At 32.0% G+C, this 21,122-nt stretch carries 21 protein-coding genes; 19 read left to right on the plus strand and 2 right to left on the minus strand.

Annotated features, from left to right (window positions below; genetic code table 11):
• Positions 1 to 37: 37 nt before the first annotated feature.
• From Q0873_RS11915 to Q0873_RS11985, 15 genes are all read left to right on the plus strand, one after another.
• Positions 38 to 304, plus strand: coding sequence for a DUF2188 domain-containing protein (locus tag Q0873_RS11915; RefSeq protein WP_299107476.1), 267 nt, complete (start codon positions 38 to 40; stop codon positions 302 to 304).
• A gap of 6 nt (positions 305 to 310) precedes the next feature.
• Complete coding sequence (locus Q0873_RS11920) at positions 311 to 931, plus strand: hypothetical protein (protein ID WP_299107478.1); 621 nt, start codon at positions 311 to 313, stop codon at positions 929 to 931.
• 50 nt (positions 932 to 981) lie between these two features.
• Positions 982 to 1,671: an NUDIX domain-containing protein gene (locus Q0873_RS11925; protein WP_299107480.1), complete on the plus strand. Its 690-nt coding sequence runs from the start codon at positions 982 to 984 to the stop codon at positions 1,669 to 1,671.
• A gap of 64 nt (positions 1,672 to 1,735) precedes the next feature.
• Positions 1,736 to 2,578: a ribose-phosphate diphosphokinase gene (prs, locus tag Q0873_RS11930; protein WP_299107482.1), complete on the plus strand. Its 843-nt coding sequence runs from the start codon at positions 1,736 to 1,738 to the stop codon at positions 2,576 to 2,578.
• Positions 2,579 to 2,580: 2 nt separating this feature from the next.
• Positions 2,581 to 3,411 (plus strand): TIGR02452 family protein, encoded by an 831-nt coding sequence (locus Q0873_RS11935; RefSeq protein WP_299107484.1) that lies wholly within the window; start codon positions 2,581 to 2,583, stop codon positions 3,409 to 3,411.
• A 30-nt stretch (positions 3,412 to 3,441) separates the two neighbouring features.
• Positions 3,442 to 4,410: an ADP-ribosylglycohydrolase family protein gene (locus tag Q0873_RS11940; protein ID WP_299107486.1), complete on the plus strand. Its 969-nt coding sequence runs from the start codon at positions 3,442 to 3,444 to the stop codon at positions 4,408 to 4,410.
• The gene (locus Q0873_RS11945; RefSeq protein WP_299107488.1) at positions 4,400 to 4,912 is read left to right on the plus strand and encodes an O-acetyl-ADP-ribose deacetylase; all 513 of its coding nucleotides are present in this window, start codon (positions 4,400 to 4,402) and stop codon (positions 4,910 to 4,912) included. The genes Q0873_RS11940 and Q0873_RS11945 overlap by 11 nt, the downstream gene beginning before the upstream one ends.
• Entirely contained in the window at positions 4,905 to 5,378 is a 474-nt protein-coding gene (locus Q0873_RS11950; protein ID WP_299107490.1) for a macro domain-containing protein, read from the plus strand. Before Q0873_RS11945 ends, Q0873_RS11950 begins: the two co-directional genes overlap by 8 nt.
• Positions 5,379 to 5,389: 11 nt before the next feature.
• A complete protein-coding gene (locus Q0873_RS11955; RefSeq protein WP_299107493.1) occupies positions 5,390 to 5,935 on the plus strand; it encodes an RNA 2'-phosphotransferase in 546 nt (181 codons plus the stop codon).
• Positions 5,936 to 5,949: 14 nt separating this feature from the next.
• Positions 5,950 to 6,498 carry a 2OG-Fe(II) oxygenase gene (locus tag Q0873_RS11960; RefSeq protein ID WP_299107495.1) on the plus strand — a complete coding sequence of 183 codons (549 nt, stop codon included), beginning with the start codon at positions 5,950 to 5,952 and terminating at the stop codon, positions 6,496 to 6,498.
• A gap of 3 nt (positions 6,499 to 6,501) precedes the next feature.
• Positions 6,502 to 7,227, plus strand: a complete 726-nt coding sequence (locus Q0873_RS11965; RefSeq protein ID WP_299107497.1) for a metallophosphoesterase family protein — start codon at positions 6,502 to 6,504, stop codon at positions 7,225 to 7,227.
• Between the two features lie 57 nt (positions 7,228 to 7,284).
• Positions 7,285 to 7,833, plus strand: a complete 549-nt coding sequence (locus Q0873_RS11970) for an NADAR family protein (protein WP_299107500.1) — start codon at positions 7,285 to 7,287, stop codon at positions 7,831 to 7,833.
• A gap of 12 nt (positions 7,834 to 7,845) precedes the next feature.
• On the plus strand, positions 7,846 to 8,484 hold the full coding sequence (locus Q0873_RS11975) for a hypothetical protein (protein WP_299107502.1): 639 nt from the start codon (positions 7,846 to 7,848) through the stop codon (positions 8,482 to 8,484).
• Positions 8,471 to 9,511: a hypothetical protein gene (locus Q0873_RS11980; RefSeq protein WP_299107504.1), complete on the plus strand. Its 1,041-nt coding sequence runs from the start codon at positions 8,471 to 8,473 to the stop codon at positions 9,509 to 9,511. Before Q0873_RS11975 ends, Q0873_RS11980 begins: the two co-directional genes overlap by 14 nt.
• A 76-nt stretch (positions 9,512 to 9,587) precedes the next feature.
• A complete protein-coding gene (locus Q0873_RS11985) occupies positions 9,588 to 11,063 on the plus strand; it encodes a nicotinate phosphoribosyltransferase (RefSeq protein WP_299107506.1) in 1,476 nt (491 codons plus the stop codon).
• A gap of 43 nt (positions 11,064 to 11,106) precedes the next feature.
• Here the strand turns inward: Q0873_RS11985 and Q0873_RS11990 are convergent, their stop codons facing one another.
• A complete protein-coding gene (locus Q0873_RS11990) occupies positions 11,107 to 13,056 on the minus strand; it encodes a YgiQ family radical SAM protein (protein ID WP_299107509.1) in 1,950 nt (649 codons plus the stop codon).
• Between the two features lie 122 nt (positions 13,057 to 13,178).
• Between Q0873_RS11990 and Q0873_RS11995 the strand changes: the two genes are divergently transcribed.
• Together Q0873_RS11995 and Q0873_RS12000 are read left to right on the plus strand one after the other, a co-directional pair.
• Positions 13,179 to 15,035, plus strand: a complete 1,857-nt coding sequence (locus tag Q0873_RS11995) for a peptidase M61 (protein ID WP_299107512.1) — start codon at positions 13,179 to 13,181, stop codon at positions 15,033 to 15,035.
• A 103-nt stretch (positions 15,036 to 15,138) separates the two neighbouring features.
• Positions 15,139 to 15,699 carry a hypothetical protein gene (locus Q0873_RS12000; protein WP_299107514.1) on the plus strand — a complete coding sequence of 187 codons (561 nt, stop codon included), beginning with the start codon at positions 15,139 to 15,141 and terminating at the stop codon, positions 15,697 to 15,699.
• Positions 15,700 to 15,716: 17 nt separating this feature from the next.
• Here the strand turns inward: Q0873_RS12000 and Q0873_RS12005 are convergent, their stop codons facing one another.
• Positions 15,717 to 16,463: a DJ-1/PfpI family protein gene (locus Q0873_RS12005; protein WP_299107516.1), complete on the minus strand. Its 747-nt coding sequence runs from the start codon at positions 16,461 to 16,463 to the stop codon at positions 15,717 to 15,719.
• 144 nt (positions 16,464 to 16,607) lie between these two features.
• On the opposite strand from Q0873_RS12005, the gene Q0873_RS12010 reads away from it, so the two are divergent.
• Positions 16,608 to 19,115: a zinc-dependent metalloprotease gene (locus tag Q0873_RS12010; RefSeq protein ID WP_299107518.1), complete on the plus strand. Its 2,508-nt coding sequence runs from the start codon at positions 16,608 to 16,610 to the stop codon at positions 19,113 to 19,115.
• A gap of 71 nt (positions 19,116 to 19,186) precedes the next feature.
• A complete protein-coding gene (locus Q0873_RS12015; protein WP_299107522.1) occupies positions 19,187 to 21,106 on the plus strand; it encodes a CocE/NonD family hydrolase in 1,920 nt (639 codons plus the stop codon).
• The last annotated feature ends 16 nt before the right edge of the window (positions 21,107 to 21,122 follow it).

Below are 21,122 nucleotides of genomic sequence, written 5' to 3' on the forward strand. Positions count from 1 at the left end.
ATTGCAGTTAACTCGTTGATTTTGTATCTTTGATATTATGGTTACTGAAAAAGCAAATAACAGAAAAGAAGACTTAAGTACTAAGTTTAGGAAAGCTGGTTCTACTGGAGAAAAACTACATGTAATGCCTCGTAGAGGACAATGGGTAGTTTTTAAAGAAAGAACCGAAAAAGTTATTTCGCAACACTCTACAAGAAGAAGTGCCATATTAAAAGGAAAGAAAATTATTCAATTACAACATGCAGAAGCATTAGTAATACACAAAATTGACGGGTCTGTAGATAAGGTTCAATTTGCTGGATAATATTTTATGGCTTTCGAAAACAACCTCTTCATTAATTGTCCTTTCGATAACGAATACAAACCAATACTTAAAGCAGTAGTATTTAGTGCAGTATATTTAGGCTTAAACCCTTTATTATCTGAAACTGTAAATTCTGCAGAGTCACGCGTTTCAGGAATTCAAAGCTTGATTCAACAAGCACAATACAGTATTCACGATTTATCTCGAATGGAATCTACTCAAAAAAATCAATTAGCGCGATTTAACATGCCCTTCGAATTAGGAATGGATATAGGCTGTAAGGTCTTTGGAGAAGAAAAAATGCGCTATAAATACTTATTAATTCTAGATAAAGAACGCTATCGTTATCAAAGAGCTATCTCAGATTTATCGGGGAATGATATTGAAATTCATAGAAACTCACCGGAAGCTGCTATTCGAAAACTTAGAAATTGGCTTCGTAAAATTAAAAACGAACAAATAGATAGTGCGAATAAAATTTGGCGTCTGTACAATGAATTCAATGGTGACTTCTATCAAATTGCTCATGAAAATGAACTTAATAAAGAAGATATTGAGGAGATGCCATGGGATGAATACTGCTATTATATAAACCAATGGATTATTGGTCGAAGAAACCTTAATTAATTTATTCGAAAAAAGTAAACTTTAGTATTTTTGTGTAAACTCAACACTAAATGAAGATACCACAAAATATAAAAGTTGCTGTAGATGCTGTTGTTTTTGGTTATGAACAAAAAGAACTCTCTGTATTATTAATTAAAAGAGGGGTTGAACCTTATAAAGGAACTTGGGCATTGCCTGGTGGATTAGTTTTAGAAAATGAATCACTAGAAGATGCGGTACAAAGAGAATTACAGGAAGAAACAGGAGTTACGATAGATTATTTAGAGCAGCTATACACTTTTGGAACTCCTGGGAGAGACCCAAGAAATCGTGTAGTCTCGGTTACTTATTTTGGATTGGTAAGTCCAAATCATTTTAAAATTAGTGCAGATACCGATGCCGATGATGTACAATGGTTTTCTATTGACCAACTTCCTGAATTAGCTTTTGATCATGATCTAATTTTAAATACTGCTTTAGAAAGGCTTAAGAGTAAAATCAACTACCAACCTATCGGTTTTGAACTGCTAAAAAAAGAATTTCCTTTTTCAGATTTAGAAAACTTATACCAAACGATTCTTAATAGAAAAATAGACCGAAGAAACTTTAGAAAAAAAATTCTAAGTTTTGGAATACTTACAGAAACAAATAAGATTCACCAACCTTCTAGTGGAAGACCTGCAAAACTTTTTAAGTTCAACGCTAAGAAATACAAAGAGCTTGAAAAAGAAGGATTTCACTTCGAAATAAAGTTTGCGTAAAAAAAACACAAAACTCTTTTGCTATCTATAAAACTTTTTTATTTTTGCGTTAAAATTACGCAATATGATTTTAAATTTAGATACAGAGTTTACTCCATACGGAACAGAGAATACGATAACCTATAAAGCTTTTACTTTTTCGGGAGGAGAACCGCATATTAAAATCATATCTGCATTAGAAAATATTGAAGAAGTAATCATTACTCATCGTATTCAATCATTTAATGATGTAGGAATACTATTGTTAGCAACCGATGCTTTAAGAAATATGGGAGTTCGAAAATTACATTTAGTACTTCCCTATTTTCCAGCTGCTCGCCAAGATAGATTAATGGTCACTGGAGAAGCTTTATCGGTAAAAGTATATGCTAATCTTATTAACAGTCAAAATTATGAGTCAGTTAGCATTTTTGATCCACATTCAGAAGTTACTCCTGCATTATTGAACAATTGTAAGGTAATTGATAATTACAAGTTCATTGAACATGTAACCCAACAGCTTTCTAAAGACCTTATATTAATCTCTCCTGACGGAGGTGCTTTAAAGAAAATATATAAAGTAGCTGCTCATTTGCAAGAATATCAAGTCGTAGAAGGCTCAAAAAGTAGAGATGTAAAAACGGGTGCGCTTACAGGGTTTAAAGTATATACAGATGATTTACAAGGCAAAGATTGCTTAATTGTAGATGATATATGTGATGGTGGAGGTACTTTTTTAGGACTCGCAATAGAATTAAAAGCAAAAAATGCAGGCAATTTATACCTAGCCGTGAGTCATGGTATTTTTAGTCGAGGATTTGAAGAGCTGGAAAAAGTTTTTACAAAAATATTTACAACAGATAGTTTTAAAACTATTGAACATAAAAGTTGCGTACAAATAAAATTGAAAGAAATATTAAAAGAATGACTATGAACAGAGCACAAAGAAAAACACAAGCAGAAGAAACAGTTTCAATTCTTGAAAAAGGCTGGTACTTATCAAAAGACCGTACCGAAGTTGATATAAAAAATGAAATTGAAAAAGCTGTAAAAAACACAAAGTATTTCAAATCGGAAGAACTAGAGAATTTGACACAAAAAATAAAAACTGACTCAAATTTTAATACAAATATCTCCATTACCAATGAAGATTCTATCAGCTGTATTATACGATTGAGTAAAATAGAAGGCAGAAAAATTATGTGTCTAAATTTCGCTTCTGCTAAAAATCCCGGAGGAGGTTTTTTAAATGGCTCTTTAGCACAAGAAGAAAGTCTAGCATCTTCTTCTGCATTATACGTAACACAGAATAGTGTTTTTGACTTTTATACGAAGCATAGAAATATGAAATCTGGTATTTATTCAGATGACATGATTTTGAGTCCAGATGTCCCAGTATTTAGAAGCGCTGATGGAAACCTTTTAGAAAATAGTGTTTTATGCAATTTCATCACATCTCCAGCAGTAAACCTTGGAGTAGTAAAATCTAGAGAAGCTGATTTAGTCTCACAAGTACCTCAAATTATGAGTAAGAGAATTGAAAAAATGCTTTCTATTTGTGTTGATAGAAACTATGATACACTTATACTTGGTGCATGGGGATGTGGAGTATTTCAAAACGATCCTAGCACCATTGCTCAACTATTTAATGAACAATTAAATACCAAATTTAAAGGAACTTTTAAAGATGTTGTCTTTGCTATTTACTCAAAGAAAACAATTTTTATAGATGCCTTTACCGATACTTTTGATAAAAATTAGATAAGAGATTAATGCTTGAAAGTAATAACTATGAAAAAAAATACAATCACATCCACATTTATTGGACTAGCTGTTGCTGATGCCCTAGGGGTTCCTGTAGAATTCATGAGCAGAGCAGCATTAAAAAATAATCCAGTAACAGATATGAGAGCCTTTGGAACACATCATCAACCCCAAGGTACTTGGTCTGATGATAGTTCCTTAACTTTTTGTTTAGCCGACAGCTTATGTAAGGACTATGATTTAGTGGATATCTCTCAAAAGTTTGTACAATGGATGAGAGGACAAATTTGGACTCCTCATGGATCTGTTTTTGATATTGGAATACAAACTAGAAGTGCTATCTATCAATTAATAGGTATACTTAACAAAAAAGAATACAAAGACCTAGAGCTTCTAAAATACTCTGGTGATGAATACACAAATGGTAATGGCTCTTTAATGAGAATAATTCCTTTGCTATTCTATATCAAAGACAAGGATATTATTGAACAATTTGATATTATATGGCATGTTTCCTCTTTGACTCATCCACATATTCGATCAGCCATTGCATGTTTGATTTATTTAAAACTTGCAGAATACATATTACAAGGTAGTTCTATTGAGGACTCTCATAAAAATATGGTTCAAGATGTTTTAGCATTCTTTGAAGAAAGGAAGATATCAGCATATGAACAAAAACATTTTAAAAAAGTTTTACAACTAGATTTAAAAAACTTAAAAGAAGAAGAAATTAGTTCAGGAGGTTATGTAATGTATACTTTAGAAGCCTCTTTATGGTGTTTATTAAATACTTCTAGTTATAGTGAAGCTGTTTTAAAAGCTGTTAATTTAGGTGATGACACAGATACAACAGCTACTGTAGTCGGTGCTATTGCAGGAATGCATTATGGATTAGACAATATTCCAAATGATTGGATTGATTGTTTAGCAAGGAAAAATGACATTTTTGAATTAAGCGAGCAATTTGCAAAAAAATATCGTTATGATAATTAAAGTACTACAAGGAGACATCACTAAAATTAAAGCAGACGCTATTGTGAATGCAGCAAACTCAAGTTTATTAGGAGGTAGTGGTGTTGATGGTGCTATACATAAAGCAGGTGGTTCTGCTATTTTAGAAGAATGCAGACATATTAGAAACAAACAAGGGAAATGTAAAACAGGAGCAGCAGTTATAACAACTGCTGGTAAACTACCTGCAAAACATGTAATTCATACAGTTGGTCCCGTATACAATGGTGGGAAAAACGCTGAAAAAGAAAAAGAATTATTAGCCAACTGTTATCAAAACAGTATGTTACTTGCTAAAGAAAATAATTTAAATTCTATTGCTTTTCCATGCATTAGCACTGGTATTTATCGTTTTCCTAAGCAAGTAGCTGCTGAAATAGTTATAAAAACTATTAAAAGTTTCCCTGTCGTTCAAGAAGTAAACTTTGTTTGCTTTGATGCGGAAAATTACAATATTTATAAAAAGTTATTAGATCATGAATAACATACAATATATAAAAGGAGATGCCACGCAACCCAAAGCAAACGGTAATAAAATTATCGTACATATTTGCAATGATATTGGCGGTTGGGGAAAAGGGTTTGTTATGGCACTTTCTAAACGATGGAAAGCTCCAGAACAAGAATATCGCAATTGGTATGCTTCTCAAGATGGTTTTGAGTTAGGAGCTATTCAATTTGTACGAGTTGAAAAAGAGCTATGGATTGCCAATGTAATTGGTCAACATAAAGTTAGGAAAGATGAACAAGGAAATCCTCCTATTCGATATAAAGCAATTCAAGAAGGATTACAGAAAGTTAGTCAGAAAGCAAAAGAATTAAATGCTTCGGTACATATGCCAAGAATTGGCTGTGGCTTAGCTGGTGGAACTTGGGATAAAATAGAACCCCTAATTACAAAAGAACTAATAACACATCAAATTCATACCACAGTGTATGATTTTGAATAAGAAATACAATTATGAATGAAAAAGAAACAAAAAGAATCAGTAAGTTTTTAAGCTTACTATTAAGACATCAACCTGATAGAATTGGTTTAACATTAGATAAAAACGGATGGGCTATTGTAGAGGAATTAATCTCTAAATCAAAAAAATCGGGAACTAGATTTTCTATGGAAGATTTAGAATTTGTTGTGAAAACCAATGACAAACAACGCTTTGCTTTCAACGAAGACAAAACTAAAATTAGAGCCAATCAAGGACACTCGCTTAAAAATGTAGAAGTACTTACAGAAATAAAAGAACCTCCTACTTTTTTATATCATGGTACTGTAGCTAAATTTATATCATCCATAAAAGAAAAAGGCTTACAAAAAATGAATAGACAACATGTTCATTTGAGTGTAGATAAAGAAACCGCTATAAAAGTGGCGAGTAGAAGAGGAAAACCAGTAATCTTAACAATTCGCACTGGAGAAATGTATAAAAACAAACATCCTTTTTATCAATCTGAAAATGGAGTATGGTTAACTGATCAAGTACCCACTAAATATATTGAGTTTTAAAAATTAACAAAGTCATGAAAAAGATAGATTTACATCCAGAGGTATTTTTAATTGAAGATTTCCTATCTCAAGAAGAGTGTAACAACTATTTACAGCACTATGAAAATAAGCATTTCGAAGAGGCTAAAATTTCTATTCATGGAGAACAAATCATGAATAAAGGTGTTAGAAATAATGATCGGTATATTTTCTTTGACAAGAATTTAGCCGAAAATATTTGGCTAAAAATAAAAGAATTTCTACCAGAAGAAGTTGGTTTTTATAAAGCTTTAGATTTAAACGAAATGTTTAGAGTTTATAAATATTCCAAAGGGCAACGCTTTAAAATGCATATTGATGGAAGTTACAAAAGGAATTTAAATGAAGAAAGCTTATTCTCTTTTCTTATTTATTTAAATGACGATTTTGACGGAGGAGAAACCGAGTTTAGAAAATTGTTTACAGTTACTCCACAAAAGGGTACTGCATTAGTTTTTAGACATCGACTAAAACATGAAGGAAAAGAAATTATATCTGGAGTAAAATATGTTTTACGCACCGATATAATGTATAAAAGAATTTAAACTATGAAAACATTTGTAATTGGAGATATACATGGAGGTCTAAAAGCACTTCCTCAAATTTTAAAAAAGGCCAACGTAACCACTGAAGATACTTTAATCTTTTTAGGAGATTATGTTGATGGTTGGAGCGAATCTGCTCAAGTAATTGAGTACCTCATCAATCTAAACAAAACACATCACTGTATTTTTATCAAAGGAAATCATGATATATGGTGCGAAGACTGGTTGAGAACTGGAAAAGGAGAAGTTGTTTGGGAAATTAATGGAGGTAACGAAACTAAAGATAGCTACATAGATTTTTCAGAAGAAGAAAAACAAGAGCATTTAGATTTTTTCAAAGAAATGAAACCTTACCATATCGATTCTGAAAATCGTTTATTTATCCATGCCGGATTTACTTCCATGCATGGTGTGGAAAAAGAAACTTTCAAATTGAATTATTATTTTGATAGAACTCTTTGGGAAATGGCGCTCACTATGGACAAAAGAATTGAAAAGAATTCAGAGTTATACCCTAATAGATTAAAACATTATCACGAAATTTATATTGGACATACTCCAACTACACGCTATAACAGTACGCAACCTATAAATGCAATAAATATTTGGAATTTAGATACTGGAGCTGCATTTACTGGAGCATTAACCATTATGGATATCGATACCAAAGAGTATTGGCAAAGTGAACCTTTGAAAGATTTATATCCTAAAGAAAAAGGAAGAAACTAAACGTCATTGCGAGGAAGGGTAAACGAACGACGCAATCTTTTTTTAAAAAATAACACTATGAAATACACTAACGAAAAAATAATAGAACGCTTTAATAATAATGAAACCCTAAAGTTCTTATTCTTTTGGGGACATCAACCAAATAAAGACGGAAGCATAGGAAAGAGTTGTTTTAGTCAATGGTGGGAAACTCCATTTGAAATTGATGGAATCACCTACCCTACTGCCGAACACTATATGATGGCAGGAAAAGCACGCTTATTTAAAGATGAAGAAATATTACAAAAAATTCTTAATGCAACGCATCCGAACGATGCTAAAAAATTAGGACGAAAGGTAAAGAACTTTACTCCTGAATTATGGAACGAACATAAGTTTGAAATTGTCTTAGAAGCGAACTATGCAAAATTCTCTCAAAATGAAGCTTTAAAAGAATATCTAGTAAATACAAAAGATCGAATTATTGTAGAAGCTAGTCCAGTTGATCCAATTTGGGGAATTGGTTTGGCAGCAGACAATCCAAATGCTACGAATCCAACAAAATGGAAAGGGCATAATCTCTTAGGTTATGTATTGATGGAAGTTAGAGATCGATTAAGCAATTAAGCTCAATTTTATATGCTTGATATCAATCATTACTCTAAACTAAACTTAAAATACAATCCTTTTTCATATTTAAATGATCAAGAACTACTAGCAGTAACAGAAGAGCGAATAAATCTTAAAGATTTAGCTTTCAAAATAACCGCTAGTAGTTCTTGCTTTGTTGAATTTTACGGTAAAAAAGGAAGAGGAAAATCAACACTCTTACAATCGCTTTATTCCAACCACTTACCCAATGCCACTTTTGTTCAATTAAAAAAGAAAAAGTCAGAATATGTACAAGTAGTGCCAGGTATTCTTATAGTAGATTCCTTTCAGCTGCTATCTATTCAAAACAAACTACAACTACTTAAAAATCAAAACAAACTAATTATTGGTTCTCACTACTCTCATAAAATTCCGTACTTTTCGAGAAGAAAATTATACGAAAAAGTAAATTTCAACAAACTAGAACTAGATATAAACTTTGTGAAAAAAATTGTACAGCAAAGAATTGAATTGGCATGTTTAGATTCTGATAAAGAATCTATACAAGTTAAAGACGAGTATCTTGAAAGATTACTAGTAGTCCATGGTAATAATTTAAGAGCAATTCAAACATGTTTATATGATTTTTTCTTAAATCCCAATAAAGAACTGTATGAGCTATACTAACTTTGTAGATATTAAAATTGTACTTGATGAAAACGAATTTCGAGTAAACCAACCTATTACAGGAGAAGTTTTTGTAAAAAACAACAGTCCTATTCACCTAGACCTTGAAACAATCCAAATTAAACTATCTATAAAACATCAAGGAAAAGGAGAAACGGATGAAATTACATTGGATTATTATTCCATAAACGACTATCAAAAAATTTCAAGAGGTCAAACCATTTCCTCTAAATTTTCATTCAATCCTGCTTTTAGTGTTTCTTTTATTGGTGAAAACATGACACAAACGATCTTGTTAACCACAAAAGTTGATATTAAAAAAGAAAGTGAAAAACTATTAAGAAAAGAAAAACTATCTGATTTTAAATTCGGAGGATATCTAAAAGGTCTTGTTTCGCCAGATTTCTACCATGAAACCCCAGTATTGGTTATCAAAGGAGATATTCCTTATAAATTTAAGAAAACTTCTGGTAGTATTAAGCCAGGTATTAACAAAGCAATATCTATTTTATTCTTTGGTTTTGTTATTGTAATTATTCTTAGCCTCTTTATAAACTCAATAATAGACAGATTGGAAGTATGGTATACATCTTTATCGGTATATATGATACTACTAGGATTTGTCTATTTTTATAAAATCCGCCCCTCTTTAGCCATAGGAGCAATCAATTATAAATTAACAACAATAGATGACAGCTTCTACCAAACGAGTTTAAGGTTAAAAAAAAGAACTAGAATGATACAACATATCAACTGCCAACTCATCGCAAAAGAGAAAGTAACCTATGATAATGGTAGCAGTCGCTCTACAGCTACAAAAATTTTTTATGAAGGACCAATAACCAAAGTTACTTCTACAAACCTACATTCCTTTAAATCAGAGTTCCCAACCAAATCACTTCCTATATCAATAAACAACAACGATTTTGAAATCTTATGGTACTTGAAATTGGAAGTTTTAACCAGAGCGAATAAACGCTTAAATGGAGAAGGTTTAATCGAATTAGATTTCCCAAAAGACTTCTAAAACATCTTTTAAAATGGAAATTCTTGCCAGTTAAATTTAATTTGCGTATTTTTGACGCAAATTAAATCAATACACTATGAATCCATTATTATATACAGACGGTTATAAAGTAGATCACAGAAGACAATATCCTAATCAAACTACCTTAGTATATTCAAACTGGACCCCAAGAAAAAGTAGAATCAATGGAATTGAAAAAGTAGTATTCTTCGGACTACAATACTTCATTAAAAAATATATTATTGAAGAATTTCAAACAAACTTCTTTAACAAACCTAAAGAAGAAATTTGCAAACAATACAGCAGACGAATCAATAATTATTTAGGAGCAAACCAAGTGGGTATTCAACATATTGAAGCTCTTCATGATTTAGGATACATTCCAATGGCCATTAAAGCTTTACCAGAAGGAGTTGAAGTACCAATTCGAGTACCAATGTTTACCATGTACAACACCTTACCAGAATTCTTTTGGTTAACTAATTATTTTGAAACTTTATTATCTACGACCGTTTGGTTACCATGCAACTCCGCTACCATTGCCAAACAATACAGAAAAATATTAGATCAATACGCAGAAGAAACCTCTTCTACTCCAGAGTTTGTAGACTGGCAAGGACATGACTTTTCTATGAGAGGAATGGCAGGCTTAGAAGCTGCTGAATTAAGTGCAGCAGGACATTTATTGAGTTTTACAGGAACAGACACCATCCCTGCAATTGACTTCTTAGAAAAATACTACAATGCCAATTCTGATCTTGAATTAGTTGGTGGATCAGTTGCCGCTACGGAACACTCTGTAATGTGTATGGGAACTAATAGTGGCGAACAAGAAACTTTTAAACGATTGATTACCAATGTTTATCCAAATGGAATTGTTTCTATTGTTTCTGATACTTGGGATTTATGGAAAGTACTAACTGAATACTTACCTAACTTAAAAGAGGAAGTATTAGCTCGTGACGGAAAAGTAGTGATTCGACCTGATAGTGGAGATCCAGTAGACATCATTTGTGGAAACCCTAATGCAAGTACTATTGTTGAACAAAAAGGAGTGATACAACTTCTTTGGGAAACTTTTGGAGGAACCACTAATGATAAAGGATATAAAGAATTAGATTCTCATATTGGTGCTATTTATGGAGATAGTATTACTATTGAAAGAGCTACACAAATTTGCGAACGCCTAAAACAAAACGGTTTCGCTTCTACCAATGTAGTCTTGGGAATAGGTTCTTTTACCTATCAATACAATACTCGTGATACGTTCGGTTTTGCCATGAAAGCTACTTATGGAGAAGTAGATGGTATTGGAAGAGAGATTTTTAAAGATCCTATTACCGATGATGGAACTAAAAAATCTGCTAAAGGGCTTCTAAAAATCATTCTTGAAAATGGAGAATATCAACTACAAGATCAAGTTAATTGGGAAGAAGAACAACAAGGGGAACTTCGAGAAGTTTTTCGCAATGGAGAATTACTAATTAATGAAAAACTAAGTGATATCCGTCAACGAGTAAAAAATACAATTATAGAACCTATTGCATTATAAAAGAAAAGGTTGGATTAAAAATCCAACCTTTTTTATTTCTTTATTATCTTCTTTTTTTCTTAAACCCTTTATTCTTTCTTCTCGATGGTTTCTCTTTATAGGTAACTGCATCGTTGAAAGTATTCTTTGTTTTTCCTGGCTTGTTCTTTCTCCAAGAATTATCTGGCGGTAATAGTTTTTGTAATAAATCACTACGTCCAACCTTTGTAAGGGTATCTTTAATCCACTTTCTATTTTCCTTTTTATACCAAAAGAAAAATTTATGTTGATCTAACTTCTCCTTTTTCGTTTTTGGAGTATTTACTTCTTTTAACGTATATGGATGATAACCACTATAGTAAATTACAGTAGCAACCGTCATTGGTGTAGGTGTAAAATCTTGTACCTGCTCTAATTGGAATCCCATATCCTTCGTTTCTGCAGCTAAGTTTGCCATATCTTCTGGCTCACATGCAGGATGACTAGAAATAAAGTATGGTATTAACTGAAGATTTAACTTCTTACGCTTATTAATCTTATCAAAACGCTCTTTAAACTTATGAAAATACGTAAACGATGGTTTACGCATTAATTTTAGCACAGGATCTGAGGTATGTTCTGGTGCTACCTTTAAACGACCAGAAACATGTTTTGTCATTACCTCTTCAGTATATGCATCTAATTCTTTAGGATCTGCATTTTTATTGAATTCTGGCACTAACATATCATGTCGAATTCCACTACCGATAAATGACTTTTTAATCTTCGGATGTTTATCAACTGCCTGATATAATTCTGTTAATGGCTTGTGCGAAGTATCTAAATTACTACATATCACAGGAGAAATACAAGAAGGAGCAACACACTTATCGCAAATAGACTGTATCTTTCCTTTCATTTGATACATATTTGCTGATGGTCCTCCAATATCAGATAGATACCCTTTAAAATCATCCATCTTTGTCAATTCATCCACCTCCTTTAAAACAGATTCCTGACTTCTACTAGCAATAAACTTTCCTTGATGTGCTGAAATCGTACAGAAACTACATCCTCCAAAACATCCTCGATGAATATTTACCGAGAACTTAATCATTTCATAAGCAGGAATAGCTCCTCTCTTATTATATTTAGGATGCGGCATTCTTGTGTAAGGTAAATCGAAAGAACCATCAATCTCCTTTTCCGTCATGGTTGGATAAGGTGGATTAATCATTAACTTTTTATCTCCTATAACTTGAAAAATTCTACGAGCATATAATTTATTAGACTCTTGTTCTATTACTTTAAAATTAGAAGCATAGGCTTTCTTATCTCTTAAACAAACTTCATGAGCAGAAATCTCAACATCTTGCCAATTTTTATTCTTTGGCACCCCTTCCCCTTCTTCTAATAAAACAGCCGTTTGTTTGATGGTCTTTAAACTAGAAAACGGAACACCTTTCTGTAAAAGCTCTACTACTTCTCGTAAGGGTTGTTCTCCCATTCCATATACCAACATATCAGCTCCTGAAGTTTCTAAAATAGAAGGCATCAATTTATTCGACCAATAATCGTAATGCGTTACACGACGTAACGAAGCCTCTATTCCTCCAATTAATACAGGAACATCTGGAAATTTTTCTTTTAAAATCTTGGTATATACTGTAGTGGCATAATCTGGTCTAAAACCTTTATCGCCATTGGGTGTATAAGCATCTTTATCTCTACGACGTTTACTTGCAGTATAATTACTTACCATAGAGTCCATACAACCAGCAGTTACTCCAAAAAATAAACGTGGTCTTCCTAACTTGGTAAAGTCTTGTAAATTATCATGTACACTAGGTTGTGGTACAATAGCTACACGTAATCCGTAACTCTCTAATATACGTCCAATTACTGCAGGACCAAATGATGGATGATCTACATATGCATCTCCACTAAATAGGATTACGTCTAATTCATCCCATCCTCTTAACTTCACCTCCTTATTTGTAGTAGGTAACCAATCTGAAAGTCGTCTAATTCTCATGCCGCTGCAAAGGTACGACCTTTTAATTTATTCATCACTTCTTAAAGTTTTGTTAAACACGTAACATTTAACGTAACAAATCTTCGTTCCTATATACAAATCAATCAAACTAAACATATTCAATGAAAAAAGTAATATTAGGAATCGCTTCATTAGCATTAATTACAAGCTGTTCATCTACTAAAAACCTACATAAAACCAGTTCTTTAATTGAAACTACCATTGATTTAAATAATGTGGTAGACGATAAGGTTGTTGTGGAAGTTAATCCGCAAAAAATAAAAACATCTACCATTACTTATCAAATTCCGGCAATTGTTCCTGGAACTTATAAGATGAGTAATTATGGGCAATTCGTTTCAAATTTTAAGGCTTTCGATTATAGCGGAAATGAATTAACAGTAAAGAAATTAGACACCAATTCTTGGCAGATAGAAAATGCCGCTCAAATGGACAAGCTAACCTATCAAGTAGATGATACTTTTGATTCAGATATAAAACATGGTATTTATGTTATGGCAGGTACCAATATTGAAGAGAACAAGAACTTTATTTTAAACCTACCAGGATTTATCGGGTATTTTAAAGGTAAAAAAGAATCACCATATACAATTAAAGTTCAACATCCAGAGAATTTAATTGAAACTACTTCTTTGATAAATAAAAATGCTAATCGCGTAAATAAAACAGAAGATATTTTCCATGCATCTCGTTATGATGAGATTTCTGATAGCCCAATTATGTATGCTCCTGCAAACACAATTAGCTTTAATGTAGATGGAATTGATGTTTCTTTAGTTATTTACTCTCCGAATGGTGTACATAAAGCAGAAGATTTTAGAGCTCCTTTGCAAAAAATGATGCAGGCACAGTCTAACTTTTTAAAAGGTTTTGATACAACAAAAGAGTACAATATTTTAGTATACCTTTTTGATGATAAAACCTATAAGTTTGACATCTATGGGGCTTTAGAACACAATACCTCAACTACAGTAGTATATCCAGAGTCTTTACCAAAAGAGCAATTAGTAGATAATATGATTAACCATGTAGTATCTCATGAGTTTTTCCATATTGTAACTCCACTTTCGGTACATTCAGAAGAGATTCATAATTTTGATTTTAACGAACCAAATATGTCTAAACATCTATGGATGTATGAAGGGATTACTGAATATTTCGCTCACTTATTTCAAGTAAATCAAGGGTTAATTTCTGAACAAGAATTCATTTCTAATATGAATACTAAAATTAACACCTCTAAACGTTTTAAAGATGACATGTCTTTTACTGAAATGAGTAAGAACATTTTAGATGAGAAATATGCACCAAACTATTCTAATGTATACATGAAAGGAGCTTTAATTGGAATGTGTATCGACATTATTTTAAGAGAAGAAACCAATGGAGCATATGGATTAAGAAACCTAATGAAAGATTTGTCGGATAAATACGGAAAAAACAAACCTTTTAAAGATGACGAAATTATTGATGAAATCATTAAAATGACTAATCCAAAAGTAGGTGCCTTTTTTGCAACACATGTTCAAGGAGCAACTCCTATCGACTATTCAACATACTTTGATAAAGTTGGTGTGCAAAAACAATCTAGTACAGAAAAATCAGCTTACTTTATCGATCAAAAAGGACAGCCTTTCATTTCTGTAAATAACGATAGAAAAATATTTTTTACAAAAAGAACAAATTCTGGTTTAACTAAACTTGGTATACAAGCAGGTGATATTTTAGAAGCTATCAATGGAGAAAAAGTTTCTTTAGAAAACATACGCCCTGCCATCGGAAAATCTATGCAATGGAAAGCAGGTGACAAAATTACGATGGAAGTTAGCAGAGATGGAAAACTTGTAAAGTTAGAAGGTGAGTATACACAACCCACTACTAAAAACACAAGCTTAACCATTAATAAAGATGCTAACCATACTCAAAACAAATTGAGAAACGCTTGGTTAAAAGGTTAATAAAGCGTTCTAATAAACCTTTAAAAGCTCTCTATTCAGAGAGCTTTTTTGTTGTTAAAATGATTTTTATATTTTTGATACTCAATCCAAAAACTTAAAAAGCGTGAAAAAAACTATCCTAACTTTAGTCTTATTATGTTCTATTAGCATCAGTTCTTTTGCTCAAATAAAGAGTGATAAAATCACTCCTCCTTCCGAAGGAAAATCTGTTATTTATTTTTTAAGAACCACTTCACTAGGAGCCTTAATGAATATGAGATATTTTAACAAAGATTCATATATAGGAAAATTCAAAGGAGTAAATTATTTAAGATATGAATGTGATCCTGGTAAAACTTATTTTTGGATAAAAGCAGAAAACATTGACGTACTAGAAGCTAATTTAGAGCCAAACAAAATTTATTTAGTCGAAACCAATGCAGCCATGGGAGCTTTTTCGGCAGCTGCTAAGTTTAAAATTGTGGATTTTGAAAACCCAAAACAGATTAAAAGAATTAATAAGCTATTAGCTAAAAAAGAGTCTAAAACATTTACTGAAGAAGAACTTAAAAAACATATGAAAAGAATGAGTAAAGCTTTTCAAAAAGGAATGAAAAGAGTTCGCTCTAAAATTAAAAAAGGAGATTTCAAAAAGCTTGCTGGAGATATGAATTATACAGAATAGAAAAAAAGAAGAGTATTTTACTCTTCTTTTTTATTTATAATTAAATGTGGTACTTTCTCTACATCCCAATCAATGACCAAACCTCCAGCTAAAGATTTTGCGATATCTTTACCATATAAGTATTCACACAAATACAACGCTGCTTCGAAAGATTTAGCTCCTCCTGCTGAGGTAATGTATTTTCCATCATGTACAAACAACACCTCTTTTCTAATATCTAAATCTGGAAACATGGTTCGCATCTTATCTATATCAGAAGGAAATGTTGTAGATACTTGATTATTCAAAACACCTGCCTTTGCCAAGACAAACGCTCCATCGCAATGCGAAGTAACAAATTGTGCTTCTTTATCTACTTTCTGAACAAACTCAATAAGTTTTTTATTCTCTAAATCTGTATCTAAATGATGTTCTGCAGATGGTACTACTAAAATATCAATCTTAGGCAACGAATCTTTTAAGTAATTAAAATCTGGTAGAATTCTCATTCCTTCAAAACTAGTAATTGCTTCATCCGTATCTGCAACCGTAAATACATTCATAGCTTTGATACCTTCTCTAAAAATAGTATGCTGAAAAATATCAAACGGAGCTGTTAACTCTGTATTATAAGTACCATCCATAATTAAAAAAGCTACATTATATCTATTGGCTTTCAACTCCGGAAAAACCTTTTTTGGAAGTTCCTTTCCTACTTTAGTTGTTGCTTTCTTTACACAAGAAGACAGACAAATTACTAAAAGAAATAACGTGATTTTTTTCATGATTGAATTTTAAAAAGTTTAAAAATACTCATTTTATTATAGTTCTGTATTTATTAAGATTCCCTCGTCTTCGTTTAACATATTATTAAGACATTCTCGCAATTGATTTGCTACTTTCGATAAATTTCACAATTAATTAACATAATGAACATAAAATTACCCATAAGAATTCTCTCTTTTCTTCTGGTATTTGCCATTTCACACACCGTAGATGCGCAAAGAAAAAAGAGAAAAAAAAAGAATCAAAAAACTGAAGTCAAAGCTCCTCAGTCAAAAACTAAGAAGCCTAAAAAAGGAGAAATTTTACCTTATGATAAAGTAGTAACTAAAAAACACACTACAGATGAAGGTTTGTTTAACGTTCATCAAAAAGATCAAAGCTATCTATTTGAAATTCCAAATTCACTGTTAGGCAAAGAAATGCTAATGGTAACCAGAATAGCTAAAACAGCAAATGGTATTGGTTTTGGTGGTGGAAAACAAAATACGCAAGTACTCCGTTGGGAGAAAAAGCACAAAAAAATTCTATTAAGAGTTGTTTCTCATGCTGTTGTAGCGGATAGTATTTTACCTGTTCATGAAGCAGTTACCAATTCTAACTTCGAACCTATTTTATTTTCTTTTCCTATCAAAGCATTTAGCAAAGATTCTACTGCAACTGTAATTGATGCTTCACCATTATTTACAAAAGATGTAAAAGCAATTGGATTTCCACAGTTTAGAAGAAAACGTTACAAGATTACCAAGTTAGATGCTGCTCGTTCATATATAGATAGAGTAAGTAGTTATCCGAAGAATATTGAGATCAGACATGTAAAAACATATGCTTCTAATCAACCTCCTTCAAATAAAAGTGTAGGTTCTATTTCATTAGAAATTAGTAATTCAATGATTTTACTTCCTGAAAAACCAATGAAACGTAGGTATTTTGATCAACGTGTAGGATGGTTTACGAGTTCTCAAACTGATTATGGCTTAGATGTTCAAAAAAGTAAAAAAATAACCTATTTAGATCGTTGGAGATTAGAGGTTAAAGAAGAAGATATTGAAAAGTTTAAACGCGGCGAATTGGTAGAACCTAAAAAGCCAATTGTTTATTATATAGACAGAGCTACTCCAAAAAAATGGAGAAAATATTTAAAGCAAGGAATTGAAGATTGGCAGATTGCGTTTGAAGCTGCTGGATTTAAAAATGCCATTATTGCAAAAGATCCTCCTACAAAAGAAGAAGATCCAGACTGGTCTCCAGAAGACGTTAGATACTCTGTTGTTAGATATTTAGCTTCTCCAATACCAAATGCAAACGGACCTCATGTTAGTGATCCAAGATCTGGAGAGATTCTAGAATCTGATATCAATTGGTATCATAATGTTATGACCTTACTTCATAATTGGTTTTTTATTCAAACAGCTGCCATCAATCCTGATGCTAGAAATAATGAATTTAAAGATGAGGTTATGGGACGCTTAATTCGTTTTGTTTCTGCTCATGAAGTTGGTCATACTATAGGATTACCTCATAACATGGGAAGTTCTGTTGCCTACCCAGTAGATTCATTACGTTCTGCTTCTTTTACTAAAAAGTTTGGTACGGCTCCATCAATTATGGATTATGCACGTTTCAATTACATTGCACAACCAGAAGATAAAGGAGTGGCTATGATGCCAGATATTGGTCCGTATGATAAATATGCCATCAATTGGGGGTATAGACCTATTTTAAATGTTGCTGCTGAAGATGAAAAATCAGTATTAAACAAATGGATTACAGAAAAAGCAGACAATCCTCTATATCGTTTTGGACATCAACAAGCACGTAATGTAATAGATCCAAGTTCTCAAACAGAAGATTTAGGTGATAATGCAATTAAAGCAAGTGAATACGGAATCAAAAACTTAAAACGTATTTTACCTCGTTTAGAAGAATGGACCACAGAAAAAGGTGAAAATTATGATGAGCTAAACACGATGTACGGACAACTTGTTGGACAATTTAATAGATACATGGGACATGTAAGCTCTAATATTGGTGGGGTATATGAAAACTATAAAACTGCTGATCAAGATGGAGCCGTTTATACCCATGTAACTAAAAACCATCAGAAAAATTCTCTACGCTTTATCAACGAACAATTATTTAAAACACCTAATTGGTTAATCGATAAAAACATTTATAGTAAAACAGAATTCTCTGGTTCAGGAGAAGATATTAGTCGTTTACAGGTAAGGACTTTGAATCGTATTTTAAAAACTGGTCGTATGACACGTATGATTGAAAATGAAACCTTAAACGGTAGCAAAGCATATTCACTAGTAGAGATGATGTCTGATTTACGCAAAGGTATTTGGGGAGAATTATATAATAATCGTTCAATAGATACCTATAGAAGAAACCTTCAAAGAGCTTATTTAGAACGTCTTGACTTTTTACTAAACAAAGCAAAAGATCAAAAAACTATTAACAATGGAGGTTATGTTAAGCAAACAGGGGTTATTATAAATCAATCGGATATTAAACCGGTAGTTAGAGGCGAATTAAATCGTTTAAAAAGAGATATTAAACGTAGTATTCCATCAGCAAGAAATACTATTAGCCGTTATCACTTACAAGATGCACTTGATAGAATTGACACTATTTTAAATCCAAAATAATATAAATATAAAAGAGACCTAATTTACTAGGTCTCTTTTTATATATTTACAACACTATTACAATTAACCTCATGAAATCACAACTAAAACTATTGTTATTATCGTTATTTATTATAGCGAGCTGTACCAAAAAGACTATTACTAAAAAAGAAGAAAAAGTAGACACTTTTGTTCAAGATAATTATTCTAAACAAGAGGTTACCATTGAAATGAGAGATGGTATCAAATTACACACAACTATTTATTCTCCTAAAGACACGAGTAAAACATATCCTATTTTACTACAACGTACACCTTACAGTTGTAGACCTTACGGAGAAGATAAATTCAGAAAAAAAATTGGTCCAAATCCAATTTTAATGAAAGAAGGAAACATCATCGTTTATCAAGATGTTCGAGGAAGATGGAAAAGTGAAGGTGTGTATGATAATATGCGTGCTTATATTCCTAATAAAACTGAGAAGCAAGCTGATGAAACTACAGACACTTACGATACAATCGATTGGCTTGTTAACAATGTAAAACATAATAACGGAAAAGTAGGTACTTGGGGAATCTCATACCCTGGACATTATGCTACCGTTTCTGCTATTGATGCGCATCCTGCTTTAAAAGCAGCTTCTCCACAAGCTTGTATTGGAGACTTCTTCTTTGATGATTTCCATCATAACGGAGCTTTTTTATTAAGCTATTTTAAAGTAATTCCTTTATTCGGAACCTATAAAGACCAACCAACAGATTCTGCTTGGTATTCTTTTCCAGATATGAAGACGCAAGATCAATATCAATTTTTCTTAGACAAAGGTCCGTTGAAAAATTTAAATTCATATTTCCAATACGATAAGTTAGATACTAAAACTGCTGATAACAAAAATCGTATTGATGACTTCTTTTGGAAAGAGATTGTAGAGCATCCAAACTATGATTCTATTTGGAAAAGCAAAGGTATTATTCAACATTTAAACAAAGTTCCTTCTACAGTTGCTACCATGGTTGTAGGTGGTTGGTTTGATGCTGAAGATCTTTACGGTCCATTAGAAACGTATAAGAATATTGAAAAAAATCAACCAAATAATTACAATACTTTAGTATTTGGACCTTGGGATCACGGTGGATGGTCAAGAAATAAAGTGCCTAATAAAGTAGGTAATTATTATTTTGGAGATTCTATTTCATTAAACTTTCAGAAAAACATAGAAACAAAATTCTTTAACCACTTTTTAAAAGGTGAAGGCTCTCCTAACTCCGGATTAGCAGAAGCACATGTTTTTGATACTGGTAAAAAAGAATGGAAAGATTATAGCGTTTGGCCTCCTGAAGGTATAGAGAAACAAGCTTTCTTTTTATCAGAAAATCAAGAATTAACCTCTTCAAAAAAATCTGATTCAAAAATAAATTTTGTGAGTGATATAAAACGTCCTGTTCCTTATTCAGAAGACATTAAGACTGTGTTTACTCCGAGAAAATATATGACCGATGACCAGCGTTTTGCCGCGCGTAGACCAGATGTATTGGTTTTTGAAACTGATGTGCTAACTGAAGATTTAACTTTAGCTGGTGATATATTAGCTAAGCTAAATGTTGCTACAACAGGAACTGCTGCTGATTGGATTGTTAAAGTTATTGATGTACACCCTCATGACTTAAAGAACGATAATAAAGAAATGCAAACGCACCTAAAATTAAGTAATTATCATATGATGATTAGAAGTGAGGTTATGCGTGGACGTTTCAGAAATAGTTTCTCTAATCCAGAACCATTTGTTCCTAACAAAAAAACAGCCGTTAACATTAAGTTACAAGATGTATTTCATACGTTGAAAAAAGGACATAAACTACAAATTCAAGTACAAAGTACTTGGTTTCCTTTGATAGATCTAAACCCTCAAACCTATGTAGACAATATCTACAAAGCAAATGAAGATGATTTTAAAACGCAAACACATTCTGTTTTTACAGATTCCAGTATAGAATTTACTGTATTAAAATAATCATTTGAGCTCGTGT

The organism is uncultured Tenacibaculum sp. (genome assembly GCF_947498805.1).
Classification (GTDB): domain Bacteria; phylum Bacteroidota; class Bacteroidia; order Flavobacteriales; family Flavobacteriaceae; genus Polaribacter.